The organism is Streptomyces sp. NPDC006711, from assembly GCF_042869775.1.
Taxonomy (GTDB): Bacteria; Actinomycetota; Actinomycetes; order Streptomycetales; family Streptomycetaceae; genus Streptomyces.
Window position 1 is genome coordinate 89021 of sequence record NZ_JBIAGO010000005.1, and the last position, 25977, is coordinate 114997.

The window sequence follows — 25977 nt, forward strand, 5'->3', positions numbered from 1 at the left end:
GTCGATTACTCCTCGTCCTCGATCCAGCCCATGGTCCGCTCTACGGCCTTGAGCCAGCTCTTGTACTCGCTCTCACGCCTGTCGGCGTCCATGCGAGGGGTCCATTCCGCCGCCCGGCGCCAGTTGGCGCGCAGCGCGTCGGTGTCCGGCCAGAAGCCGACGGCGAGGCCGGCGGCGTAGGCGGCGCCGAGGCAGGTCGTCTCGGCGACCATCGGACGCACCACCGGCGCGTCCAGGAAGTCCGAGAGGTTCTGCATCAGCAAGTTGTTGGAGGTCATGCCGCCGTCGACCTTCAGCGCGGTCAGCTCGACGCCCGAGTCCTTCGTCATGGCGTCGCTGATCTCGCGGGTCTGCCAGGCGGTGGCCTCAAGGACGGCGCGCGCGATGTGCGCCTTGGTGACGTACCGGGTGAGGCCGGCGATCACACCGCGGGCGTCGGGGCGCCAGTACGGGGCGAAGAGGCCGGAGAAGGCGGGCACGAAGTAGGCGCCGCCGTTGTCCTCGACGGAGGAGGCCAGCGTCTCGATCTCGGCGGCGGTCTTGATCATGCCCATCTGGTCGCGCATCCACTGGACGAGCGAGCCGGTGACGGCGATCGAGCCTTCGAGCGCGTAGACGGGCTTCTGGTCGCCGATCTGGTAGCCGACGGTGGTGAGCAGCCCGTTGTAGGAGTTCACCGGCTTGTCACCGGTGTTCATCAGCATGAAGGTGCCGGTGCCGTAGGTGGACTTGGCTTCGCCCTCGGAGAAACAGGTCTGGCCGAACAGGGCCGCCTGCTGGTCGCCGAGCGCGGAGGCGACCGGGACGCCTTCGAGGATGCCGCCCTTGGCGTTTCCGTACACCTCGGCGGAGGAGCGGATCTCGGGCAGCACGGCCGCCGGGATGTTCATGGAGGCGAGGATCTTCTCGTCCCACGCCATCTCGTGCAGGTTCATCAGGAGGGTGCGCGAGGCGTTGGTGACGTCCGTGACGTGCACACCGCCGTCGGGGCCACCGGTCAGGTTCCAGATGATCCAGGAGTCCATGGTGCCGAAGAGGATGTCGCCGCGCTCGGCGCGCTCGCGCAGCCCCTCGACGTTGTCGAGCAGCCAGCGCACCTTGGGGCCCGCGAAGTACGAGGCGAGCGGCAGGCCGGTCTGGCGGCGGAAGCGGTCCTGGCCGACGTTGCGGCCGAGCTCGCGGCACAGGGCGTCGGTGCGGGTGTCCTGCCAGACCAGCGCGTTGTGCACGGGCTCGCCGGTGTTCTTGTCCCACAGCAGCGTGGTCTCACGCTGGTTGGTGATGCCGATCGCCTTGACGTCGGCGGCGGTGATGTCCGCCTTGTCGAGCGCGCCGGCCACGACTTCCTGGACGTTGGTCCAGATCTCGGTGGCGTCGTGCTCGACCCAGCCGGGCTTGGGGAAGATCTGCTCGTGCTCCTTCTGGTCGACCGAGACGATTCGGCCGTCCTTGTCGAAGACGATGCAGCGGCTGGATGTGGTGCCTTGGTCGATGGCGGCGATGAACGGGCCGTGGCCGTGGGAGGAAGTGCCGTGCCCGTGGGAGGAAGTGCCGCTGGAGTGGTTGTCGCTCATGGGTGCTCCTGAAAGTCCGAAGGGTTTCTCGACGTGTCTCGTCAGGCGAAGGCGATGTTGTAGATACCGCCGGCGATGGCGCCGCCGATCAGCGGTCCGACGACCGGGATCCACGCGTAGCTCCAGTCCGAGCCGCCCTTGTTGGGCAGCGGGATCAGGGAGTGCACGATGCGGGGACCGAGGTCGCGGACCGGGTTGATGGCGTAGCCGGTGGGGCCGCCCAGTGAGAGGCCGATGCCGACGACGACGAGCGCCGTGATCAGGACACCGATGACGCCGAGACCCTTGCCGTCGCCGTTGAGGCCCTGGGTAAGGATCGCGAGGACCAGGACCACGGTGGCGATGACCTCGGTGACCACGTTCTGGACCACGTTACGGATCTCGGGTCCGGTGGAGAAGACGCCGAGCACCGGACCGGCCGCGCTTTCGCGGGCCTCGACGGCCTTGCCGTCACCCACGCCGTCCCCCACGATCTCGGGGTCGGTGAGGTGGGCGTGGAACTGGCCGTAGTACGCCAGCCACACGAGGACCGCGCCGAGCATGGCGCCGAGGATCTGTCCGCCGAGGTACACGGGGACATCGCTCCACTTGGTGCCGCCCTCTATCGCCAGACCCAGGGTCACGGCGGGGTTGAGGTGGGCGCCCGAGAGGGGGGCGGAGATGTAGGCGCCGGTCAGTACCGCGAAGCCCCATCCGAAGGTGATCGCGAGCCAGCCCGCGTTCATTGCCTTCGAGCGCTTCAGGGTGACGGCGGCGCACACGCCGCCGCCGAGCAGGATGAGTACGGCGGTACCGATGGTCTCGCCGATGAAGATGTCGTGGCTGGACACCCGCGACTCCTTTGTCCTTCGTCCAGGGGAAACCCCAACAGGCGAAGCGCCGGTTTCATCCGGTGCTCCGCGCCCTCATGGCTGAGGGCTGCCGGCCCATGGCGTTGTCACACTCTAACTCGTATTGCCGGTAGGTGTTCGACAATGCCGACCGTTGAACGGCAGTTTTCCCCCGGCTCAACGGGACGTCAAGGTTTCCGCGAGCAGGGATCCCTGATCGTTACCAGGTGGTACGAACCGCCAAACATCCGCGCATGCGGCCCCGGCCGCGCGACCAAGATCATGCGGTGGTATGGGGCGGGTGCGTGGGGGCGGCGCCACGCGGGCCCGTCGGCCGCCCGGGCCAGGCCGGGGTCTGGTCCGGCTGGTCGGGGGCCTGGCCGGGGAGCCCTGGTCGGCAAGCGCCCGGCCAGGGGAGCCCGGCCCGGCAAGTGCCCGGCCCGGCAAGTGCCCGGCCGAGGAAGTGCCCGCCCCAGGAAGTGTCCGGTTCAGGAAGCGCCCGGGGCGCCGCGAGCCACGGGATTCCCGGGCTTCGGGTTCTAGAAGCGCCCGGCGCCCAGGTCGCGCGAGACGGCCCGGGCGCAGTCCCGTACCGCCGCCACGAGGTCCGGGCGCACCTCGCCTTCCTTGCAGACCCGCTCGACCGCGCCCGTGACGCCCACCGCTCCGACCGGCATCCTGCGCCGGTCGTGGATGGGGGCGGCCACCGAGGCCACGCCCTCCCAGGTCTCCTCGACGTCCGAGCCCCAGCCGCGCGCGCGGGTCACGCCGAGCACCTGCTCGAAGGCGTCGGCGCCGGTGACCGTGCGGGGCGTGAACGCCTCAAGGGTGTGGTCCACCGCTTCGCCGTGCGCCACCGGGTCGTACGCCGAAAGCACCTTGCCCAGCGCCGTCGAGTGCAGCGGCTGCATGGCGCCCACCTCCAGGACCTGGCGGCTGTCGTCGGGACGGAAGACGTGGTGCATGATCAGCACGCCCTGCTGGTGGAGCACCCCCACGTACACGCTCTCGCCGCTGGAGCGGGCCAGATCGTCCGTCCACACCAGGGCGCGCGCCCGCAGCTCGTGGACGTCCAGATAGCTGTTTCCCAGGCGCAGCAGCTCCGCCCCCAGCTGGTAGCGGCCCGACGCGGGGTCCTGCTCCACGAAGCCCTCGGCCTGCAACGTCCGCAGAATTCCGTGCGCGGTACCCTTCGCAAGGCCGAGCGTGGAGGCGACCTCCGAAAGGCCGAGCCGCCGCTCGCCCCCGGCGAGCAGCCGCAGCATGGCGGCCGCCCGTTCGAGCGACTGGATGTTGCGCGCCATCGCGCTCCCTCCCTTTCGGGCACTGCCGAGCCGGTGCTCGCCGCAGGAGCGGCCGGCTCTGAAATCGACTGATTCGACAATGCTGAACAGTATCGGGCGTTGCCGACCTCATGTCACCGTAATGGGAACCCCGCGCACTGCTTCCGGACAGCCTGGCCTGTTCCCTCGCCCGGCGTCCGCCCCCTGATACACCCGCGCGCCGCCCGGGGCCGCCCGGTTAGGCTGACGACGTGCGCCCTCCCACTGGACGGCGCAAAGCCGACAGCCGTCGCACTCCAGGGAGTACATCCATGGCCTCGTTGCCGTCCCCTTCCGCTGACAGCCGGACCCGCGTCGACGCCCTGCGCGACGCGCTCGCCACCCGGGTGGTGGTCGCCGACGGCGCGATGGGCACCATGTTGCAGGCGCAGGACCCCACCCTGGAGGACTTCCAGGACCTCGAAGGGTGCAACGAGGTCCTGAACGTGACCCGGCCCGACATCGTGCGCTCGGTCCACGAGGCGTACTTCGCGGCCGGTGTGGACTGCGTGGAGACCAACACCTTCGGCGCCAACCACACCGCGATGAGCGAGTACGACATCCCCGAGCGGGTCTTCGAGCTGTCCCAGGCCGGCGCGCGCATCGCCCGCGAGGTCGCCGACGAGTTCACCGCCTCCAGCGGACAGCAGCGCTGGGTGCTCGGCTCCATCGGCCCCGGTACGAAGCTGCCGACCCTCGGCCACATCGACTACAGGACGCTGCGCGACGGCTTCCAGGCCAACGCCGAGGGCCTGATCGCGGGCGGCGCCGACGCCCTGATCGTCGAGACCACCCAGGACCTGCTCCAGACCAAGTCCGCCATCCTCGGCGCCCGCCGCGCCATGGAGGCGGCCGGGGCCGACCTGCCGCTGGTGGTCTCGCTCGCCTTCGAGACGACCGGCACCATGCTGCTGGGCTCCGAGATCGGCGCCGCGCTGACCGCGCTCGAACCGCTCGGCGTCGACATGATCGGTCTGAACTGCTCGACCGGCCCCGCCGAGATGAGCGAGCACCTGCGCTACCTCACCCGCCACTCCCGCATCCCGCTGCTGTGCATGCCGAACGCGGGCCTGCCCGTCCTGACCAAGGACGGCGCCCACTTCCCGCTCGGTCCCGAGGGTCTGGCCGACGCGCAGGAGAACTTCGTCCGCGACTACGCGCTCTCCCTGGTGGGCGGCTGCTGCGGCACGACCCCCGAGCACCTGCGCCAGGTGGTCGAGCGGGTGCGCGGCCTCAGCCCCGCCGCCCGCGACCCGCGCCCCGAGCCCGGCGCCGCCTCGCTCTACCAGACGGTGCCCTTCCGCCAGGACACCGCGTACATGGCGATCGGCGAGCGGACCAACGCCAACGGCTCGAAGAAGTTCCGCGAGGCCATGCTGGAGGGGCGCTGGGACGACTGCGTGGAGATGGCGCGCGACCAGATCCGCGAGGGCGCCCACATGCTCGACCTGTGCGTCGACTACGTGGGCCGCGACGGCGTGGCCGACATGAAGGAACTGGCCGGCCGCTTCGCCACCGCCTCCACCCTGCCCATCGTCCTGGACTCCACCGAACTCCCGGTCCTTGAGGCCGGGTTGGAGAAGCTGGGCGGGCGCGCCGTCATCAACTCCGTCAACTACGAGGACGGCGACGGACCGGAGTCACGGTTCGCGAAGGTCACCGCCCTCGCCGCAGAGCACGGCGCCGCGCTGATCGCCCTGACCATCGACGAGGAGGGCCAGGCCCGTACCGTCGAGCACAAGGTCGCCATCGCCGAACGCCTCATCGCCGACCTGACCGGCACCTGGGGCATCCGCGAGTCGGACATCCTCATCGACACCCTCACCTTCACCATCTGCACCGGCCAGGAGGAGTCGCGCGGCGACGGCATCGCCACGATCGGGGCGATCCGCGAACTCAAGCGCCGCCACCCCGACGTGGGGACCACGCTCGGCCTGTCCAACATCTCCTTCGGCCTGAACCCGGCCGCCCGGGTCGTGCTGAACTCCGTCTTCCTCGACGAGTGCGTGAAGGCGGGCCTGGACTCCGCCATCGTGCACGCCTCCAAGATCCTGCCCATCGCGCGCCTGGAGGAGGAGCAGGTCAAGGTCGCCCTCGACCTGATCTACGACCGGCGCTCCGAGGGATACGACCCCTTGCAGAGGCTCATGGAGCTCTTCGAGGGCGTCAACATGAAGTCGATGAAGGCGGGCAAGGCGGAGGAACTGGCCGCGCTCCCGCTGGACGAGCGTTTGCAGCGCCGCATCATCGACGGCGAGAAGAACGGCCTCGAGGCCGACCTCGACGAGGCCCTTCAGTCCGCGCCCGCCCTGGACATCGTGAACAACACCCTGCTCGCGGGCATGAAGGTGGTCGGTGAGCTGTTCGGCTCCGGCCAGATGCAGCTGCCGTTCGTCCTCCAGTCCGCCGAGGTCATGAAGTCGGCCGTGGCCCATCTTGAGCCGCACATGGAGAAGTCCGACGCGGACGGCAAGGGCACGATCGTGCTCGCCACCGTGCGCGGAGACGTCCACGACATCGGCAAGAACCTCGTGGACATCATCCTGTCCAACAACGGCTACAACGTGATCAACCTCGGCATCAAGCAGCCGGTCTCGACGATCCTGGAGGCCGCGCAGGAGCACAAGGCCGACGTGATCGGCATGTCCGGCCTCCTGGTCAAGTCCACGGTGATCATGAAGGAGAACCTGGAGGAGCTGAACCAGCGCAAGCTGGCCGCCGACTACCCGGTCATCCTCGGCGGCGCCGCGCTGACCCGCGCCTACGTCGAACAGGACCTGCACGAGATCTACGAGGGCGAGGTCCGCTACGCCCGCGACGCCTTCGAGGGCCTGCGGCTCATGGACGCCCTGATCGGCGTGAAGCGCGGCGTGCCCGGCGCCGTGTTGCCCGAGCTGAAGCAGCGCCGCGTCCCCAGGCGCCCCGGGACCGACGGGGAGCCGGCCGCGCAGGACGCGCCCGAGGGCTCGGTGCGCTCCGACGTGTCCACCGACAACCCGGTGCCCACCCCGCCGTTCTGGGGCACCCGCGTCATCAAGGGCATCGGCCTCAAGGAGTACGCGTCCTGGCTGGACGAGGGCGCGCTGTTCAAGGGCCAGTGGGGCCTCAAGCAGGCCCGCGCGGGCGGCCCCACCTACGAGGAGCTGGTCGAGACCGAGGGCCGCCCCAGGCTGCGCGGCCTGCTGGAACAGCTGCACACCCGCAACCTGCTCGAAGCGGCCATCGTCTACGGCTACTTCCCGTGCGTGTCCAAGGGCGACGACCTGATCCTGCTCAACGAGGACGGCTCCGAGCGCACCCGCTTCACCTTCCCGCGCCAGCGCCGGGGCCGCCGGCTGTGCCTGGCCGACTTCTTCCGCCCCGAGGAGTCCGGCGAGACCGATGTGGTCGGGCTCCAGGTCGTCACGGTCGGCTCGAAGATCGGCGAGGCCACGGCCGAGCTGTTCGAGTCCAACTCCTACCGCGACTACCTGGAGCTGCACGGCCTGTCGGTGCAGCTGGCCGAGGCGCTGGCCGAGTACTGGCACGCGCGGGTCCGCTCCGAGCTCGGCTTCGCCGGCGAGGACCCCTCGCAGGTGGAGGACATGTTCGCGCTCAAGTACCGCGGCGCGCGCTTCTCGCTCGGCTACGGCGCCTGCCCCGACCTGGAGGACCGGGCGAAGATCGCCGAACTGCTCGAACCCGAGCGCATCGGCGTCCACCTCTCCGAGGAGTTCCAGCTCCACCCCGAGCAGTCCACCGACGCCATCGTCATCCACCACCCCGAAGCGAAGTACTTCAACGCCCGCTGACCGGACGCCGCACCGAATTCAACGCGCGTTCAGCGGGACCGACGTACACTGGTCGGCCCAGTAGAAGGCCGGCCGCTCGTCCCCGCCGGGGGCAGCGGCCGGCCTTCTCGTCCCCCCAGGAGGTGTGCCGATGACCAGTACGGTCCCCCAAGCCTTGACCAGGACGGCCGAAGGCTCCGCCCTTCAGGCCGTCCTGCTTGACATGGACGGCACGCTCGTGGACACCGAGGGCTTCTGGTGGGACGCCGAGCGTGAGGCCTTCGCCGCCCTCGGCCATGTCCTGGACGAGTCCTGGCGGGACGTGGTGGTCGGCGGCCCCATGACGCGCAGCGCGGCCTTCCTCATCGAGGCCACTGGCGCCGACATCACCGTGCCCGAGCTGACCGTGCTGCTCAACGACCACTTCGAGGCGCGCATCAGCCGGGGCGTGCCGCTGATGCCCGGCGCCGCCCGGCTGCTCGCCGAGCTGGCCGAGCACCGCGTGCCGACCGCCCTGGTCTCCGCCTCGCACCGGCGCATCATCGACGAGATCGTGCGCTCGCTGGGCCCTGAGCACTTCGCGCTGACCGTCGCGGGCGACGAGGTGGCCCGCACCAAGCCCTACCCGGACCCGTATCTGATCGCTGCCCGAGGTCTGGGCGCCGACCCGGCCAGATGCGCGGTCGTGGAGGACACCGCGACCGGGGTCGCGGCCGCCGAGGCCGCCGGCTGCCGGGTCGTCGCCGTGCCGTCGGTGGCCCCCATCGCGGCCGTGGACAGCCGGGTCGTGGTCGGCTCGCTCGAAGACGTCGACCTGGCCTTCCTGCGCACCCTGATCACCCGGGCGAACTAGCCGGCCTCCCCTCGGCCCGCGCGGGCCGAGGGGAGAGAACGCATCGCAGTCGCCCGTGCGGCGTCGGTGACCACCTGGGCCCCGGATCACGGTCCGTCAAAGGGACCCACGGGTGATGTTCGTCACCCGTCCAGGGGTCGACGCGGCCCCGATCACGTCCCTCCGCCTCCCCTCGGGCCACCCTTGTGTCCCGTTTGGTGAACCGGTGTACGAATCATTCCGGCACCCCGTGCCGGGGCCCCGGCACGACGGCCGCCCCACCGATTCCCCGCGCACCGAAGCCGGTTCCAGCTTTGCCGCGCGGCGCACTAATCTCGTCGCGAGAACTTCGCCGCACCCTTATCTGCCCCGCCGCACACCCAGCGGACGGGAGCGCAGGTCCGATCGCACAAACCCGGCCCGATCGCCCCGCCCCGAACGGGCGGACGCGGCGGAGTGTCCCGTACACAGCTCCACCCCAAAGTGCCGGACAAGGGAGATCGTCCAGGATGAACCGCAAGACTTTGGTGCTGCCGGCCGTAGTGGGCCTGCTCGCCCCCGTACTCGCCGCGTGCGGCGGATCGCAGAGCGGGGGAGACGGCGGCAAGACCATCGTCGTGGGTACCACGGACCAGTTCGTGGCGACCAAGGACGCCCCCGCCCCGTTCGATCCGGCGCATGCCTATGAAACGGGCATCTGGAACGTGATGATGCAGACCACGCAGTCGCTGGTCCACGTTCCGCGCGGCGGCGGACTGCCGGTCCCCGACGCGGCCTCCTCGTGCGGCTTCACCGACAAGGAGAACGAGAGCTACCGCTGCACCCTGCGCACCGGCCTCGAGTTCTCCGACGGCACCAAGGTGACCGCCACCGACGTCAAGTACTCCATCCAGCGCGTGATGGACATCAAGGACGACAACGGCCCCGGCGGTCTCCTCGACAACATCGACACGATGGAGACCAAGGGCGACGCCGAGATCGTCTTCCACCTCAAGACGCCGGACGCCACCTTCCCGTACAAGCTCGCGACGCCCGCCGCAGGGATCGTGCCGAAGGACAAGTACGAGCCGAAGAAGCTGCGCAGTGGCTTCCAGATCGACGGTTCGGGCCCGTACAAGATGAAGGCCGAGGTCAAGAACGACCAGGCGGTCAAGGTCACCTTCACCAAGAACCCGAACTACAAGGGCGACGTGAAGTTCGCCAACGACAAGGTCGAGCTGCGCTCCTTCCCGACCGCCGAGGCCATGGGCACCGCGCTCGACAAGGGCGACATCGACCTGATGGCGCGCGCCATGTCGCCCGGGCAGATCCAGCAGATGCAGGTCAGCCCGAACAAGGACGTCAACCTGGTCGAGATGCCGGGCCTGGAGATCCGCTACCTGGCCTTCAACACCGACGACCCGGCGGTGAAGAACAAGGCCGTGCGCCAGGCGATGGCGCAGTCCATCGACCGCGGCGCGCTCGTGAGCAAGGTGTACGGGCAGTCCGCCGAGCCGCTGTACTCGCTGATCCCCACCTCCATCGCCGGGCACACCAACTCGTTCTTCAACAAGTACGGCGAGGCCAGCAAGGCCAAGGCGGCGCAGATCCTCAAGGCCGCCAACATCTCGACGCCGGTCAAGCTCACGCTCAACTACACCAAGGACCACTACGGTTCGATCACCGCGGAGGAGTTCAAGAACCTCTCCGAGCAGCTGAACGCGACCGGCCTGTTCAGCACGACCGTGCAGGGCACCGAGTGGTCGAAGTTCCGCCCGGCGCAGAAGAAGGGCGAGTACGCGGTCTACGGCCTCGGCTGGTTCCCCGACTTCCCCGACCCGGACAACTTCGTCGCCCCGTTCTTCGACAAGGACAACTTCCTCAACACGCCCTACGTCAGCACGGACATACGCAACACGCTGATCCCCGAGTCGCGGGTGGCCGCCGACCGCAACCAGGCGTCGAAGTCGTTCGAGCAGATCCAGGACATCGTCGCCAACGACGTCCCGGTCATCCCGCTGTGGCAGGGCAAGCAGTACGTCGCGGCCCGCACCGACATCACCGGCACCGAGTGGGCCATCGACTCCTCGTCCAACCTCCGGCTCTGGGAGCTGGGCCGGGGCAAGGCGTAACCCTCTCCAAGTCGTCCCGCCCCCGGCTCTCTGGAGCCGAGGGCGGGCTTTTTGGGTGGCGCTCCCGAGGAAGCCCGGGGGCCGGCGCGCTCTACTGGGCGCCCGGCCGGACCAGCCCGCTCTCATACGCGTAGACCGCCGCCTGCACCCGGTCGCGCAGCCCGAGCTTCGTCAGTACGTGCCCCACGTGCGTCTTGACCGTCGTCTCGCTGACGAACAGGTCGGCCGCGATCTCAGCGTTGGACAGACCGCGCGCGACCAGCTTCAGGACCTCGACCTCGCGGTCGGTCAGGGTGTGCAGGATGTCCGGCACCGGGTCCTCGCCGGAGGGCAGGTGATCGGCGTACTTGTCGAGCAGCCGCCGTGTGATCGAGGGCGCCAGCATCGCCTCGCCGGCCGCGACCACCCGGATCGCCTGCACCAGCTCGTTGGCGGGCGCGTCCTTCAAAAGGAAGCCGCTGGCCCCCGCCTTCAGCGCCTCCACCACGTACTCATCGAGGTCGAACGTGGTCAGGACGAGCACCTTGGCCGGGCCGTCCTTGCCGGGACCGCTGATCTGCCGGGTGGCCTCCACCCCGTCCATCCGCGGCATCCGGATGTCCATGAGCACCACATCGGGCTGAAGCGCCCGCACCTGGTCGATGGCTTGCAGACCGTCACCGGCCTCACCGACCACCGCGATGTCCTGCTCGGCCTCCAGGATCATCCGGAAGCCGGTGCGCAGCAGCGGCTGGTCGTCGACCAGTAGGACGCGGATCGCCACGGGTACTCCTCATCAGGATTGCTGGACCGGGCCCATTCTGCCCTGCTCACCCCGGGTGGGAGGAAAGCCGGTGGGCTCAGCCTGCCGAATCCGGCGCCGCTACGACGGGCAGCGGGTATACCGGGGGAGTCCCGCCGAATTCGGGGCAGACCGCCTGGTGATCGCACCAGCCGCACAGCTTCGTGGGCCTCGGCCGCCAGTCGCCCGTCTCGGTGGCCAGCCGGATCGCCTCCCACAGCGCGTGCAGCTTCCGCTCCACCTGCACCAGATCCGCCTCGACGGGGTCATAGGTGAGCACGTCGCCGCTGCCGAGGTAGACGAGCTGGAGCCGGCGCGGCACGACCTGCTTGAGGCGCCACACCACCAGGGCGTAGAACTTCATCTGGAACAGCGCGCCCTCCGCGTACTGCGGACGCGGGGCCTTGCCCGTCTTGTAGTCGACGATCCGCACCTCGCCGGTCGGCGCCACGTCCACCCGGTCGATGACCCCGCGCAGCCGCAGCCCCGAATCCAGCTCCGTCTCCACGAAGAACTCCCGCTCCACCGGCTCCAGCCGGGTCGGGTCCTCCAGCGAGAACCAGCGCTCCACCAGCCGCTCGGCCTCACCGAGCCACTTGGCCAGACGCTCACCCTCGGCGTCCTCGGCGAACAACTCGGCCAGCTCCGGCTTCGCTTCGCGCAACCGGTCCCACTGCCCCGGGATCATCGACTTGGCGCGCGGCGCGGTGCGCTCGGCCGCCGGATCGTCGAAAAGCCGCTCAAGCACCGCGTGCACCAGCGTGCCGCGCGTCGCCGCCTCGCTGGGCTTCTCCGGCAGCCGGTCGATCACGCGGAACCGGTACAGCAGCGGACACTGCATGAAGTCGTTCGCCCGCGACGGCGACAACGACGTCGGCTGCTGTGCGGCCGAAGCCCCACCGGTGCTCTCACTCATGACTCAGACCCTACGACCCGCCACTGACAGCGAGCGGAATACCATCGACGACAGGCGCCCTCACCCGGCATGATCGTGACATCGCAACCACGAGACAGACCGGCGAAGATCCGGCGGACGAGAAGAGTCCGGCCGGTGCCCCTGGGCACATTCTCAGGGCAGACATCGTACCGACGAAGGGAACCCGTGGAAGACAGCGGCAAGCGCGGACGGCCGCGGTCCGGCGCGGAGGACAAGCCATCGGGCACGGGAGCGGGCCCCGGCAAGCAGCCCCGCCCGGGGCCCGGCGGCGGCCTGCTGATGGGCCGCCCCTTCGGCGTGCCCGTCTACGTCGCCCCCAGCTGGTTCCTGGTCGCCGCCCTCATCACCTGGGTCTTCGGCGGACAGCTCGACCGCGTCCTGCCGGAACTCGGCGCCGCCCGCTACCTCGTCTCCCTCTTCTTCGCCGTCGCCTTCTACGCCTCGGTCCTGGTGCACGAGCTCGCCCACACCGTGGCCGCGCTCCGCTTCCAACTGCCGGTGCGCCGCATCCAGCTCCAGTTCTTCGGCGGCGTCTCCGAGATCGAGAAGGAGACCGAGACACCGGGGCGCGAATTCGTCCTCGCCTTCGTCGGCCCCCTGCTCTCGCTGGTCCTGTCCGGCCTTTTCTACCTCGGCATGAAAGCCGTCGAACCCGGCACCGTGCCCGGTGTGCTGCTCGCCGGACTGATGATCTCCAACCTCATCGTCGCCGGCTTCAACCTGCTGCCCGGGCTGCCCCTCGACGGCGGCCGCATGCTCCGCGCCGTCGTCTGGAAGATCACCGGCAGGCCCATGAGCGGCACCGTCGCCGCCGCCTGGGTCGGCCGCGCCCTCGCCGTCACCGTCCTCATCGGCCTGCCGATGCTCACGCAGACCGGGGTGCTCGGCAATTCGCCCGACGAGGTCAGCGGCATGGACACCGTCACCGACGCGCTGCTCGCCGCCATCCTCGCCGCCATCATCTGGACCGGCGCCGGCAACAGCCTGCGCATGGCCAGGCTGCGCGAACACCTCCCCGAACTGCGCGCCCGCACCCTGACCCGCCGCGCGGTCCCCGTCGAATCCACCACCCCGCTCTCCGAGGCGCTGCGCCGCGCCAACGAATCGGGCGCCCGCGCCCTGGTCGTCGTCGACGGACACGGCGACCCGACCGCGCTGGTCCGCGAGGCCGCCATCGTCGGCGTACCCGAGCACCGCCGTCCCTGGGTCGCCGTCAGCGGCCTCGCCCAGGACCTCACCGACGGCATGCGCGTCCCGGCCGAACTCGCGGGGGAGCCGCTGCTCGACCTGCTCAGGGCCACCCCCGCCACCGAGTACCTGGTGGTCGAGGAGACCGGCGAGATCTACGGAGTGCTCTCGGCGGCCGACGTGGAGAAGGCCTTCGTCGCCGCCATGGCCCGGCCCGGCTCCTGACCCCCGCCCGCCCACATCACCCCGGACCTCCGCCCCCGGACCGCCGTCACAGCCGTGGCGTTCGCGACCTGGAACGGCCGGTACTCTGGTCGTATGTCCGAACCGACCGGTGCCGCCCGCCGTCGCGGGCCCTTCAAGGTCGGGGACCAGGTCCAGCTCACCGACCCCAAGGGACGCCACTACACGTTCACGCTCGAAGCCGGGAAGAATTTCCACACCCACAAGGGTTCCTTCCCGCACGACGAGCTGATCGGTGCTCCCGAGGGCAGTGTTGTCCGAACCACGGGAAACGTCGCCTACCTCGCGCTGCGCCCCCTGCTCCCCGACTTCGTCCTCTCCATGCCCCGCGGCGCAGCCGTGGTCTACCCCAAGGACGCGGGGCAGATCCTGGCCTTCGCCGACATCTTCGCCGGCGCCCGCGTCGTCGAGGCCGGGGTCGGCTCGGGCTCGTTGAGCGCCTTCCTGCTGCGCGCCATCGGCGACCACGGAATGCTGCACTCCTACGAGCGCCGCGAGGACTTCGCCGAGATCGCCACGCAGAACGTGGAGCGCTACTTCGGCGGCCCCCACCCCGCCTGGCAGCTCACCGTCGGCGACCTCCAGGACAACCTGTCGGACACCGACGTCGACCGCGTCATTCTGGACATGCTCGCCCCCTGGGAGTGCCTGGACGCCGTCTCCAAGGCGCTCGTCCCCGGCGGCATCCTCTGCTGCTACGTGGCCACCACCACCCAGCTGTCGCGCACCGTCGAATCCATCCGCGAGATCGGCTGCTTCGCCGAGCCGCAGCCCTGGGAGTCGATGATCCGCAACTGGCACGTCGAAGGCCTCGCCGTGCGCCCCGACCACCGGATGATCGGCCACACCGGCTTCCTGGTGACCGCCCGACGCCTCGCGGACGGCGTCGAGCCCCCCATGCGCCGCCGCCGCCCCGCCAAGGGCGCCTACGGCGACGACTACGAGGGTCCCAACAAGGACTGACCGCGGCCCGACCGCTGCCTCACCGCGGCCGCGGGCTTCGCCTCGTACAACGAACCGGCGCCGCCGCCGAGTTCCCGGACCGACACGGGAACTCGGCGGCGGCGCCTTCGCGTTGAGCCTGATGCCCCAGTATTCCGCCCGTCTGTGACGTGTGACACGATGCTGGCCACCCCACCGCCCGCACCGCCCTCACAGGAGACCTCCCGCGTGCACAATGCCGCCGTCCCTGAGCTCGCGCACACCCACGCCCGCCCCGCCCACTGGGCCGCCACCGCCGTCGCGACGGCCGCCGTGGTCGCCCTCGCGGGCTTCTTGACCCCGGATCCGGCCAAAGCGTCCCAGAGCCCGAGCGGCCACGGCGCCCCGCTCACCACCACGGCCGCCCCCGACCCCGGCACGGTCACCTTCCCGCTGGACTGCGCCGGCCTGGGCACGGTGGTCGAGCAGAAAGCATCCGGCGACCTCGACGGCGACGGCGCCCCCGAAACCGTCGCGATCGTGCACTGCGACGCCGGCGGCGGCACCCCGCCGAGCGGCGTCTACGTCCTGACCCGGCCCGCGTCGAAAGGGGCACCACCACGCCTGGTGGCGACCCTGGTGGACCCGAAGGACAGGAAGACCGTCACCGGCCTCACCGTGCGTGAGGGCGCCGTCGCCGCGACCCTGCTCGGCTACTCCTCCGACGACGTACCACGCTACGCACCCGACGTACGCCAGGACATCAAGTGGCGCTGGCAGCACGGCAAGTTCATCCGCACCACCGGCGCCGAGGCCATCGGCGCCTGAGCCGGCGCCAGGCGCGCCTACTCCGCGTCCGGCCCGTACACCTCGACGCGGTCCGTGACCCGGCGCACGTGAATGCAGTCGCCCGGGCACTCCTTGGCGGAGTCCACCACGTCCCGCAGCAGCGGCAGCGGCACGGGCGTGGTGGCCCCCGGCGTCTGCAACAACTCGTCGTCGGAACTCTTCACATACGCAAGCCCGTCGATGTCCAGCTCGAAGACTTCGGGCGCGTACTGGACACAGATGCCGTCGCCGGTGCAGAGATCCTGGTCGATCCAGACTTCGAGCGCCTCGTTCATGTGCCTGCCGTTCCTGCGCGAATGAATCAATCGATGCCAGCCCCGACGGGTGTTGACTCCATCGACGATAACAACCGCCCGCTTTCCGATGTTGTTGGGTGGGTATTCCCCTGACGTGAGGGAGAGCGCAAGGGTGAAGATCAGACACACCTCAGAGTCTTTGTGATCTAGGGGTTTCAATCACCACCAGCCCAGGTAGGGTCAGGAAGCGTCCAGCTCCCCTTGGAGGAGGTGAGGACCGTGGCAGCCCACGACGACGACAACAACCGCGGCATCCGGCCCGGGCGGGGGTCCGAGGACCCAGCCGGCCAGGTTGCCTATCTAGAGCAGGAAATCGCCGTCCTGCGACGTAAGCTCGCCGACTCTCCGCGTCATACGAGGATTCTCGAAGAGCGGATCGTCGAGCTGCAGACCAGCCTGGCGGGCGTGTCCGCACAGAACGAGCGGCTCGCCAACACCCTGCGCGAGGCCCGCGACCAGATCGTGGCCCTCAAGGAGGAGGTCGACCGGCTCGCACAGCCGCCGGCCGGCTTCGGAGTCTTCCTGCAGTCCAACGAGGACGGCACCGTCGACATCTTCACCGGGGGCCGCAAGCTCCGGGTGAACGTCAGCCCCAGCGTCGAGCCCGACGAACTCAGGCGCGGCCAGGAAGTCATGCTCAACGAAGCGCTCAACGTGGTCGAGGCCATGGAGTTCGAGCGCGCCGGGGACATCGTCACCCTCAAGGAGATCCTTGAGGACGGCGAGCGCGCCCTGGTGATCGGGCACACCGACGAGGAACGGGTGGTGAGGCTCGCCGAGCCGCTCCTGGACATCACCATCCGCCCCGGCGATGCGCTCCTGCTGGAACCCAGGTCCGGCTACGTCTACGAAGTGGTCCCCAAGAGCGAGGTCGAAGAACTCGTCCTCGAAGAGGTCCCGGACGTCGACTACGACAAGATCGGCGGTCTGGGCAACCAGATCGAGCTGATCCGCGACGCGGTCGAACTCCCCTACCTCTACCCGGACCTCTTCAAGGAGCACGAACTGCGGCCACCCAAGGGCATCCTGCTCTACGGGCCGCCCGGATGCGGCAAGACGCTGATCGCCAAGGCGGTCGCCAACTCCCTTGCCAAGAAGGTCGCCGAGGTCACCGGCCAGCCCGCGGGGAAGAGCTACTTCCTCAACATCAAGGGCCCCGAACTCCTCAACAAGTACGTCGGCGAGACCGAGCGCCACATCCGTCTCGTCTTCCAGCGCGCCCGGGAGAAGGCGAGCGAAGGCACCCCCGTCATCGTCTTCTTCGACGAGATGGAATCCCTCTTCCGCACCCGCGGATCCGGTGTCAGCTCGGACGTGGAGAACACCATCGTCCCCCAGCTGCTCGCCGAGATCGACGGCGTGGAAGGCCTGGAGAACGTCATCGTCATCGGCGCCTCCAACCGCGAGGACATGATCGACCCCGCGATCCTGCGGCCCGGCCGGCTCGACGTGAAGATCAAGATCGAGCGCCCGGACGCGGAGGCGGCCAAGGACATTTTCGCCAAGTACCTCAGGTCCTCGCTGCCCCTGCACGCCGACGACCTCGCCGAACACGGCGGGGACAAGGACGGCACCACCCACGCGATGATCCAGTCCGTCGTGGAGCAGATGTACGCGGAATCCGAGGAGAACCGCTTCCTGGAAGTCACGTACGCCAACGGCGACAAGGAAGTCCTCTACTTCAAGGACTTCAACTCCGGCGCCATGATCCAGAACATCGTGGACCGGGCCAAGAAGATGGCCATCAAGGCCTTCCTCGACCAGAACCAGAAGGGCCTTCGCATCTCCCACCTCCTCCAGGCATGCGTGGATGAGTTCAAGGAGAACGAGGACCTGCCCAACACCACCAACCCGGACGACTGGGCCAGGATTTCCGGAAAGAAGGGCGAACGGATCGTATTCATCCGAACGCTCGTCACCGGAAAGCAGGGCGCGGACACCGGACGCTCCATCGACACGGTGGCCAACACCGGTCAGTACCTGTAAAAGGCAGGCCGGCTGCGGATGCCCGGTGCGGGCATCCGCAGCCGACTGCTTTTCAGGCCATCAGCGGACAACAGCAATGACGCAATTGATCTCCCCACCAGCGCAAAGGCGTTCTAGGCTCTTCGGTACCGCCGAGTCGCGCCGTGCGGGGACGGGCACCGCACACGCACCGGAGAACCAGCGGTACTTGAGCGCCGCTCCCGCGGGGGAGCGCCGCCGGGCAAGGAGGGCCGCATGACCGTACGGCGAGTAATGGGCATCGAGACGGAGTACGGGATCTCCGTCCCCGGCCACCCCAACGCCAATGCCATGCTCACCTCGTCCCAGATCGTCAACGCCTACGCGGCGGCGATGCACCGGGCGCGCCGCGCCCGCTGGGACTTCGAGGAGGAGAACCCGCTGCGGGACGCCCGCGGCTTCGACCTCGCCCGCGAGGCCGCCGACTCCACCCAGCTCACCGACGAGGACATCGGCCTCGCCAACGTCATCCTCACCAACGGGGCGCGGCTCTACGTCGACCACGCACACCCCGAATACAGCTCGCCCGAGGTCACCAACCCCCGGGACGCCGTCCTGTGGGACAAGGCCGGCGAGCGCATCATGGCCGAGGCGGCCGAACGCGCGGCCCAGCTGCCCGGCGCCCAGCCCATCCACCTGTACAAGAACAACACCGACAACAAGGGCGCCTCCTACGGCACGCACGAGAACTACCTGATGAAGCGGGAGACCGCCTTCTCCGACATCGTGCGCCACCTCACGCCCTTCTTCGTCTCGCGCCAGGTCATCACCGGCGCCGGACGCGTCGGCATCGGCCAGGACGGCCACGAGCACGGCTTCCAGATCAGCCAGCGCGCCGACTACTTCGAGGTCGAGGTCGGCCTGGAGACCACCCTCAAGCGCCCCATCATCAACACCCGCGACGAGCCCCACGCCGACGCCGAGAAATACCGCCGCCTGCACGTCATCATCGGCGACGCCAACCTCTCGGAGATCTCCACCTACCTCAAGCTGGGCACCACCTCCCTGGTCCTGTCCATGATCGAGGAAGGGTTCATCAACGTCGACCTGGCCGTCGACCAGCCCGTCCGCACCCTCCACCAGGTCTCGCACGACCCCGACCTGCGCCACCTGATCACGCTGCGCAGCGGCCGCACCCTCACGGCCGTCCAGCTCCAGATGGAGTACTTCGAGCTGGCCCGCAAGTACGTCGACGAGCGGTTCGGGGCGGACGCCGACGAGCAGACCAAGGACGTCCTGGTCCGCTGGGAGGACGTCCTGAACCGGCTGGAGAACGACCCGATGAGCCTGTCGGGCGAGCTGGACTGGATCGCCAAGCGTGAACTGATGGAGGGCTACCGCCGCCGCGACAGCCTGGAGTGGGACGCGGCCCGACTGCATCTGGTGGACCTCCAGTACGCCGACGTACGCCCCGAGAAGGGCCTCTACAACCGCCTGGTGGCCCGGGGCAAGATGAAGCGCCTCCTGGACGACGCGGCGGTCACCCGGGCGCGGACGGCCCCGCCCGAGGACACCAGGGCCTACTTCCGCGGCCGCTGCCTTGAGCAGTACGCCGACGACGTCGCGGCCGCCTCCTGGGACTCGGTCATCTTCGACCTGCCGGGCCGCGACTCGCTCCAGCGGGTCCCAACCCTGGAGCCCCTTCGCGGAACGCGTAATCACGTGAAGGCGCTGCTCGACCGGTGCCGTACGGCCGAAGATCTGGTGCGGGTGCTCTCGGGCGGCTGAAAGCCCCCGGGTGTGGGAAACACAGAGGTAGGCCCCACGCGTTCCACCGAGTGCGGGGCCGATGTCGGACCCGGCTTGTAGGGTCTGATCAAGGATTCTGATCAAGGACATCGAACCGAGCGGGGTGAGGTAGATGGCGACCAAGGACACCGGCGGCGGCCAGCAGAAGGCGACGCGCTCCACCGAGGAGACCGAGGAGCAGACGCAGGACGCGCAGGCCTCGGAAGACCTCAAGGAACGCCAGGAGAAGCTGTCGGACGACGTGGACTCCGTGCTGGACGAAATCGACGATGTCTTGGAGGAGAACGCCGAGGATTTCGTTCGAAGCTTCGTTCAGAAGGGTGGGGAGTAGTGGGTGTCTTGGCCACTTCGCCTTCGAATTGAAGGGCGAGGGGGGAACGGTGACTGAGCTGGCGGAGATGAAGCGTTGCGCGCGGTGTGGTGAAGAGAAGCCCCGCGCGGCCTTCGCTATCAGACGGTCGAATCTCGATGGCTTGCAACGCGAATGCCGTGAGTGTGCTGCTGACTATCACCGACGGCGTCAACTTGCCCTCGGCAAGAATGTTCGCCCGCGGGTAGAGGTGCCCGAAGGGTACAAGCACTGTCAGCGTTGCGGGGAGATCAAGCCGAACTCCGAGTGGCACCGTAATTCGACCGCCTCCGACGGTCTGTCGACGCGCTGCAAGGCGTGCCGGGCCGTCGAGGGTCGTGCAGGGCACCTCAAGCGCCAGTACGGCATCACCGAAGACGACCGCGACCGGATGATCGCTGAGCAGAAGGGCCTCTGCGTCATCTGTCTCTCCGCCCCCGCCGTTCATGTGGATCACTGCCATCAGACGGGTAGGGTCCGAGGCGTACTCTGCTTCAACTGCAATCCGGCCATCGGCAAGTTGGGAGACGATCCCGACACCGTCCGTCGCGCTGCCGCCTACTTGGAAGGAAACTCGTGGAAGCCAATACTCGTGGCACCGGGCGTCTACCAGCTGCCTTCCTGACGCCTGGGTCGTCCTCCTTCATGGACTTCCTGTCCGACCACTCGCCGGAGATGCTGCCCGGCAGGCGCGTCGTGCCGCCCGTGCAGGGCCACGTCGAGGCGCCGCACGGGACGACCATCGTCGCGGCCATCTTCCCCGGCGGTGTGGTGCTGGCCGGCGACCGGCGGGCCACGATGGGCAACATGATTGCCCAGCGCGACATCCAGAAGGTCTTCCCGGCCGACGAGTACTCGGCGGTCGGCATCGCGGGCACCGCGGGCCTCGCGGTGGAGATGGTCAAGCTCTTCCAGCTGGAGTTGGAGCACTTCGAGAAGGTGGAAGGCGCCACGCTCTCGCTCGAGGGCAAGGCCAACCGGCTCTCCACGATGATCCGCGGCAACCTGGGCATGGCCATGCAGGGCCTGGCCGTGGTCCCCCTGTTCGCGGGGTACGACGTGGACCGCGACAAGGGCCGCATCTTCTCCTACGACGTCACCGGCGGCCGCTCCGAGGAGTACGGGTTCGCCGCCACCGGTTCCGGCTCCATCTTCGCCCGGGGCTCCATGAAGAAGCTCTACCGCGAGGACCTGACGGAGCAGGAGACCACCACTCTGGTCATCCAGGCGCTCTATGACGCCGCCGACGACGACTCGGCGACCGGCGGTCCCGACATGGCGCGCCGAATCTTCCCGATCGTCACCGTCATCACTGAGGACGGCTTCCGCAGGCTGACCGACGAGGAGTCCTCCGAGCTGGCGCGCTCCGTCCTGGCGCGGCGGCTGGAGCAGCCGGACGGCCCCCGGGCCTCCCTCCTCTGAGCCCGCTGAGCCCCGAGATGACCCAGCCACTGACAGAAAGGGACGGTTAGCCGGTGTCGACCCCGTTCTATGTCTCACCCCAGCAGGCCATGGCCGACCGTGCGGAGTACGCCCGCAAGGGCATCGCCCGCGGCCGCAGCCTGGTTGTGATCCAGTACGCCGACGGCATCGTGTTCGTCGGTGAGAATCCGTCCCGCGCGCTGCACAAGTTCAGCGAGATCTACGACCGGATCGGCTTCGCGGCGGCCGGCAAGTACAACGAGTACGAGAACCTGCGCATCGGCGGCGTCCGGTACGCGGATCTGCGGGGATACACCTACGACCGTGACGATGTGACGGCCCGTGGGCTGGCCAACGTCTACGCGCAGACGCTGGGCACCATCTTCTCCAGCGTCGGCGAGAAGCCGTACGAGGTGGAGCTGGTCGTCGCGGAGGTCGGGAGCACGCCCGAAGAGGATCAGATCTACCGGCTGCCGCACGACGGCTCGATCGTGGACGAGCACGGTTCGGTCGCGGTGGGCGGCAATGCGGAGCAGATCTCCACCTTCCTCGACCAGCGTCATCAGGAGGGCATGTCGCTCGCTGAGGCGTTGATGCTGGCGGTGCAGGCGCTGTCCAGTCAGTCCAACGGTTCCGACCGGGAGATTCCGGCCGAGCGTCTTGAGGTGGCGGTCCTGGACCGGACGCGGCCGCAGAAGCGGAAGTTCAAGCGCATCGTGGGCCGGCAGCTCTCCCGGCTGTTGCAGGCCGATGTGGCCAAGACCGAGCCCACGGAGGCCCCTTCGGATCTGGAGGAGACGGAGGACGAGTAGTGCGCCGTCCCTTCCGGCTCTGAGCGCCCCTGGCCCGTGGGCGCCCGGGTTCCTTTCGTGCCTCGGGTTCCTTTCGTGCTTCGGTTCCTTTCGTGCCCCGGTTCCGCCTCAGGCGGGCCGGGGCGCGGCCGTTGAGCCCCGTACGGCCAGGGCGACGGGCAGGTCGCCGGTCTCGGGCGGGCGGCCTTCGAGGACGGCGAGGAGCGCCGCCATGCCGCGTGCGCCGACCTGTTCGGCGGGCAGGGCCAGTGTGGTCAGTTCGGGTTCCAGGGCGGTGGCGAGGGTGAGGCCGTCGAAGCCGGTGACGGAGATGTCGTCGGGGATGCGCAGGCCGAGCCGGTGGGCGGCTTTGCAGGCGCCGGCGGCGAGGAAGTCGTCGTCGCAGACCAGGGCGGTGGGGCGGGGGCCGGGGGAGTTCAGGGCCTGGTGCGCGGCCCGGTGTCCGCCGGCGACGCTGAGGGGGGCCCGGATGGTGTGCAGCTCGGCGTCCGGGACGCCGGCGAGCGCCTGGGCCAGGGCCTTGGCGCGTACGACGAAGGTCCAGGAGTCCACGTCGGCGGCGAGGTGGGTGATCCGGCGGTGTCCGAGGTCGAGCAGGTGCGCGGTCAGGCGGCGTACGCCGTCGGCGATGTCGAGGTTCACGTGGGCGGCCGGTCCGGGCTCGGCGGGGTCGCTGTCGAGCATGACGAGGGGCAGGTCGCTGCCGCGGATGGAGGCGAGGGCGTCGGCGGCCATGGAGGAGGCGATGACGCCGTCGAGTGCGGTGCGCGCGGAGTCGAAGGGGTCGCGGGCGGGGCCGATGCCTTCGGGGGAGGGGTAGAGGACCACGCCGAAGCCGTGTTCGGCGGCGACCTTGGCCGCGCCGGCGTAGACCTGGGCGAAGAATTCGCTGGTCATGGCGGGGACGACGAGGAGTGCTGTGCGGGTGCGGCCGAGCCGGAGGCTGCGGGCGGCGAGGTTGGGGCGGTAGCCGAGTTCCCGGGCGGCTTCGCGGACCAGGTCCGCGGTGCGTTCGGAGACCCGGCCGCGCCATTTGTCTCCCAGGACGAGTGAGACGGTGGCCTGGGAGACGCCTGCGGCGCCGGCGACGTCGCGGCTGGTGGGGCGGGTGCCGGCGGGGCGGCCGGACAGGGCGGCGCGGGCGGCGCGTACTCCTGCCCGGGGCGCCACCGCTGCGGTTTCCGGTTCGTCCGGCCTTGTCACGCGTCCTCCAAAGCGGCTGGTCGGGGCGGGTGGGGTGGACCCGTCCACGCGCCACATGGTACGTATGACCCCGGACGTTATACGTAACACGTGAGGAGTGGCCATGGCGGCGGGGTACGCGCAGATCCTTCGGACCCGGCATGCCGCGCGGCTGCTCGCGGGCACGCTGACGGGCCGGCTGCCCAACGCGACCGCCGCCATCGCGGTCGTCTTCTTCGTGCGCGCCGAGGGCGGCGGCTACTCGCTTGCGGGCGCCCTGACCGCCGTGTACGGGGTGGCGACGGCCGTGGGCCAGCCGCTGCTCGGGCGCGCCGTGGACCTGTACGGGCAGCCGCGCGTGATGCTCCCCGCCTCCGTCCTCTCCGCCCTCGGCATGGCCATGCTCGCCGTCGTCGGCATCCGTCCCGTGTTCCTGGCGTACGCGGCCGTGCTGGTGGCCGGGATCGCCACCCCGCCCCTGGAGGGCGGTCTGCGGGCCCTGTGGCCCAGCGTCCTCGGGGGCGAGGGCCAGGTGCACACCGCGTACGCCATGGACGCGATAGCCCAGGAGGTGATGTTCACCGTCGGCCCGCTGCTCGTCACCGTCTCCATAGCCCTGTGGTCACCCGCCACCGCGCTGCTCCTGATCAACGCGCTCGGGGTCCTCGGCGCCCTCAGCGTCGTCCTGTCCGAGCCGTCCAGGACCTGGCGCTCGGCGCCGCGCGAGGCGCACTGGCTGGGCGCGCTGCGCTCGCCAGGCCTGCTCGCGCTGCTCGGCTCGTTCTTCTTCGTCGGCCTGGCGCTCGGCGCCATCATCGTGGCCGCGTCCGCCTACGGCGACGACCAGGGCAGCGACTCGGTCTACGGCTGGCTGATGGCCGCCAACGGCCTCGGCGCGCTGCTCGGCGGCCTCGCCTATGGCGCGCGGCAGTGGAGCGGGGCGCCCGAGAAGCGGCTGCGGGTCCTGGTGGCGCTGCTCGCGGTGGGCTATCTGCCGCTGGCCCTGGTCCCGGGCCTGCCCGCGATGGTCGCGCTCACCGTCCTCTCCGGCGTGTTCCTCGCGCCCTGCATCGCCTGCGCGTTCATCGCGGTGGACCGCCACGCGCCGCGCGGCACGGTCACCGAGGCCTTCTCCTGGCTGGTGACGGCCTTCGGGGTGGGCACCGCGATCGGTACGGCGGCGGCGGGTCCCGCGCTCGAACTCGGCGGAACGGGAGCGGGTTTCGCGGTCGCGGGGGGCGGCGGAGTGGCGGCGTTGGTGGTGCTGCTCGCGACACACAAGGTCCTCGCGGCGCCCGGGCGTCGGCGCGATGTCGCCGGACTTGACGAAAATGATCAAAACCGTGCCGTCGAACCCGGTTTCAGCTCAGGCCATCAGGCGTAATGTTCCCTCATGGACCGCCGCATTTTCGGGCTGGAGAACGAGTACGGCGTCACGTGCACGTTCAGGGGACAGCGCCGACTGTCTCCTGACGAAGTGGCGCGCTACCTCTTCCGCCGAGTCGTGTCATGGGGCCGCAGCAGCAATGTCTTTCTGCGGAACGGCGCCCGCCTCTACCTCGACGTGGGATCGCATCCGGAATACGCAACGCCCGAATGCGACAACGTGACCGAACTGGTCACCCACGACAAAGCCGGTGAGCGCATTCTCGAAGGCCTGCTCGTCGACGCCGAACGCCGCCTGCACGAGGAGGGAATCGCGGGCGACGTCTATCTCTTCAAGAACAACACCGATTCGGCGGGAAACTCCTACGGCTGCCACGAGAACTATCTGGTGGCCCGGCACGGAGAGTTCTCCCGGCTCGCGGACATCCTCATCCCCTTCCTGGTGACCCGTCAGCTGATCTGCGGCGCCGGCAAGGTGCTCCAGACCCCGCGCGGCGCGGTCTACTGCGTGAGCCAGCGCGCGGAGCACATCTGGGAGGGCGTCAGCTCCGCCACCACCCGCTCGCGCCCGATCATCAACACCCGGGACGAGCCGCACGCGGACGCCGAGCGCTACCGGCGTCTGCATGTCATCGTGGGCGACTCCAACATGTCGGAGACGACCATGCTGCTCAAGGTCGGCGCCACCGACCTCGTGCTGCGCATGATCGAAGCCGGCACCGTCATGCGCGACCTCACCCTGGAGAACCCGATCCGGGCCATCCGCGAGGTCTCCCACGACATCACGGGCCAGCGCAAGGTGCGTCTGGCCAGCGGGCGCGAGGCCTCCGCCCTCGAAGTGCAGCGCGAGTACTACGAGAAGGCCGTGGACTTCGTGGAGCACCGCGGCATCCGCACCGGCACCGTGGCCCAGGTACTGGAGCTGTGGGGCCGCACGCTGGACGCCATCGAGGCCGAGGACCTGGACCGGATCGGCACCGAGATCGACTGGGTCATGAAGTACAAGCTGATCGAGCGGTACCGGGCCAAGAACAACATGACCATGTCGCATCCCCGGGTCGCGCAGATAGACCTCGCCTACCACGACATCCACCGTCGGCGGGGTCTGTACTACCTGCTGGAGCGCAAGGGCCAGGCGGCGCGCATCTGTGACGACCTGAAGATCTTCGAGGGCAAGTCGGTGCCCCCGCAGACCACTCGGGCCCGGCTGCGCGGCGACTTCATCCGCCGCGCGCAGGAACAGCGGCGCGACTTCACGGTCGACTGGGTGCATCTGAAGCTCAACGACCAGGCGCAGCGCACCGTGTTGTGCAAGGACCCCTTCCGATCGGTGGACGACCGGGTGGAGAAGCTGATCGCCGGTATGTGAGGCGGCCTCGGCGGCCGTGTTCCGGGGGCCCCGCGCGCTGTGGCGCACGG

21 protein-coding genes are annotated in these 25977 nt (G+C 69.4%); 14 read left to right on the forward strand and 7 right to left on the reverse strand.

The features are described from left to right. Positions 1-5: 5 nt before the first annotated feature. The 3 genes from glpK to ACFYM2_RS13160 form a co-directional block, all read right to left on the reverse strand. A complete protein-coding gene (glpK, locus tag ACFYM2_RS13150; RefSeq protein ID WP_359001089.1) occupies positions 6-1574 on the reverse strand; it encodes a glycerol kinase GlpK in 1569 nt (522 codons plus the stop codon). A gap of 41 nt (positions 1575-1615) precedes the next feature. Beyond that, positions 1616-2404, reverse strand: coding sequence for an MIP/aquaporin family protein (locus tag ACFYM2_RS13155; protein WP_359001086.1), 789 nt, complete (start codon positions 2402-2404; stop codon positions 1616-1618). 539 nt (positions 2405-2943) lie between these two features. Beyond that, positions 2944-3708 carry an IclR family transcriptional regulator gene (locus ACFYM2_RS13160; protein ID WP_350229453.1) on the reverse strand — a complete coding sequence of 255 codons (765 nt, stop codon included), beginning with the start codon at positions 3706-3708 and terminating at the stop codon, positions 2944-2946. Positions 3709-3998: 290 nt separating this feature from the next. Here ACFYM2_RS13160 and metH point away from each other — a divergent pair, with 290 nt between their 5' ends. The 3 genes from metH (at position 3999) to ACFYM2_RS13175 (ending at position 10439) form a co-directional block, all read left to right on the forward strand. Next, complete coding sequence (gene metH, locus ACFYM2_RS13165; protein ID WP_388835948.1) at positions 3999-7517, forward strand: methionine synthase; 3519 nt, start codon at positions 3999-4001, stop codon at positions 7515-7517. A 130-nt stretch (positions 7518-7647) separates the two neighbouring features. Then, positions 7648-8349 (forward strand): HAD family hydrolase, encoded by a 702-nt coding sequence (locus ACFYM2_RS13170; RefSeq protein WP_388835951.1) that lies wholly within the window; start codon positions 7648-7650, stop codon positions 8347-8349. Positions 8350-8837: 488 nt separating this feature from the next. Next, positions 8838-10439 carry an ABC transporter substrate-binding protein gene (locus tag ACFYM2_RS13175; protein WP_359001077.1) on the forward strand — a complete coding sequence of 534 codons (1602 nt, stop codon included), beginning with the start codon at positions 8838-8840 and terminating at the stop codon, positions 10437-10439. Between the two features lie 91 nt (positions 10440-10530). Here the strand turns inward: ACFYM2_RS13175 and ACFYM2_RS13180 are convergent, their stop codons facing one another. Together ACFYM2_RS13180 and ACFYM2_RS13185 are read right to left on the reverse strand one after the other, a co-directional pair. Then, a complete protein-coding gene (locus ACFYM2_RS13180; protein WP_350229449.1) occupies positions 10531-11202 on the reverse strand; it encodes a response regulator transcription factor in 672 nt (223 codons plus the stop codon). A gap of 76 nt (positions 11203-11278) precedes the next feature. Continuing rightward, a complete protein-coding gene (locus ACFYM2_RS13185; RefSeq protein WP_350229448.1) occupies positions 11279-12136 on the reverse strand; it encodes a RecB family exonuclease in 858 nt (285 codons plus the stop codon). 186 nt (positions 12137-12322) lie between these two features. Here ACFYM2_RS13185 and ACFYM2_RS13190 point away from each other — a divergent pair, with 186 nt between their 5' ends. The 3 genes from ACFYM2_RS13190 (at position 12323) to ACFYM2_RS13200 (ending at position 15337) form a co-directional block, all read left to right on the forward strand. Then, the gene (locus ACFYM2_RS13190; RefSeq protein ID WP_359001073.1) at positions 12323-13570 is read left to right on the forward strand and encodes a site-2 protease family protein; all 1248 of its coding nucleotides are present in this window, start codon (positions 12323-12325) and stop codon (positions 13568-13570) included. A 93-nt stretch (positions 13571-13663) separates the two neighbouring features. After that, the gene (locus tag ACFYM2_RS13195; protein WP_053723500.1) at positions 13664-14551 is read left to right on the forward strand and encodes a tRNA (adenine-N1)-methyltransferase; all 888 of its coding nucleotides are present in this window, start codon (positions 13664-13666) and stop codon (positions 14549-14551) included. A gap of 159 nt (positions 14552-14710) precedes the next feature. Beyond that, positions 14711-15337, forward strand: coding sequence for a hypothetical protein (locus ACFYM2_RS13200; RefSeq protein WP_388458986.1), 627 nt, complete (start codon positions 14711-14713; stop codon positions 15335-15337). 17 nt (positions 15338-15354) lie between these two features. Here ACFYM2_RS13200 and ACFYM2_RS13205 read toward each other — a convergent pair whose 3' ends face one another. Continuing rightward, on the reverse strand, positions 15355-15633 hold the full coding sequence (locus ACFYM2_RS13205; RefSeq protein ID WP_388835956.1) for a ferredoxin: 279 nt from the start codon (positions 15631-15633) through the stop codon (positions 15355-15357). 240 nt (positions 15634-15873) lie between these two features. On the opposite strand from ACFYM2_RS13205, the gene arc reads away from it, so the two are divergent. From arc to prcA, 6 genes are all read left to right on the forward strand, one after another. Continuing rightward, on the forward strand, positions 15874-17640 hold the full coding sequence (gene arc / locus ACFYM2_RS13210; RefSeq protein WP_350229444.1) for a proteasome ATPase: 1767 nt from the start codon (positions 15874-15876) through the stop codon (positions 17638-17640). Positions 17641-17874: 234 nt separating this feature from the next. Beyond that, positions 17875-19386, forward strand: a complete 1512-nt coding sequence (gene dop / locus ACFYM2_RS13215; RefSeq protein WP_350229443.1) for a depupylase/deamidase Dop — start codon at positions 17875-17877, stop codon at positions 19384-19386. 133 nt (positions 19387-19519) lie between these two features. Continuing rightward, complete coding sequence (locus ACFYM2_RS13220) at positions 19520-19738, forward strand: ubiquitin-like protein Pup (protein WP_124267463.1); 219 nt, start codon at positions 19520-19522, stop codon at positions 19736-19738. 67 nt (positions 19739-19805) lie between these two features. Further along, the gene (locus tag ACFYM2_RS13225) at positions 19806-20381 is read left to right on the forward strand and encodes an endonuclease VII domain-containing protein (RefSeq protein ID WP_388836229.1); all 576 of its coding nucleotides are present in this window, start codon (positions 19806-19808) and stop codon (positions 20379-20381) included. Beyond that, positions 20333-21178, forward strand: a complete 846-nt coding sequence (gene prcB, locus ACFYM2_RS13230) for a proteasome subunit beta (protein ID WP_359001065.1) — start codon at positions 20333-20335, stop codon at positions 21176-21178. The genes ACFYM2_RS13225 and prcB overlap by 49 nt, the downstream gene beginning before the upstream one ends. 53 nt (positions 21179-21231) lie before the next feature. Next, positions 21232-21990 carry a proteasome subunit alpha gene (prcA, locus tag ACFYM2_RS13235; protein WP_359001063.1) on the forward strand — a complete coding sequence of 253 codons (759 nt, stop codon included), beginning with the start codon at positions 21232-21234 and terminating at the stop codon, positions 21988-21990. A gap of 108 nt (positions 21991-22098) precedes the next feature. Here the strand turns inward: prcA and ACFYM2_RS13240 are convergent, their stop codons facing one another. After that, a complete protein-coding gene (locus ACFYM2_RS13240) occupies positions 22099-23121 on the reverse strand; it encodes a LacI family DNA-binding transcriptional regulator (RefSeq protein ID WP_388836232.1) in 1023 nt (340 codons plus the stop codon). A gap of 175 nt (positions 23122-23296) precedes the next feature. On the opposite strand from ACFYM2_RS13240, the gene ACFYM2_RS13245 reads away from it, so the two are divergent. Together ACFYM2_RS13245 and pafA are read left to right on the forward strand one after the other, a co-directional pair. Further along, on the forward strand, positions 23297-24556 hold the full coding sequence (locus ACFYM2_RS13245) for an MFS transporter (RefSeq protein WP_388835959.1): 1260 nt from the start codon (positions 23297-23299) through the stop codon (positions 24554-24556). A 9-nt stretch (positions 24557-24565) separates the two neighbouring features. After that, positions 24566-25927: a Pup--protein ligase gene (gene pafA / locus ACFYM2_RS13250; protein WP_328313841.1), complete on the forward strand. Its 1362-nt coding sequence runs from the start codon at positions 24566-24568 to the stop codon at positions 25925-25927. Positions 25928-25977: the final 50 nt, after the last annotated feature.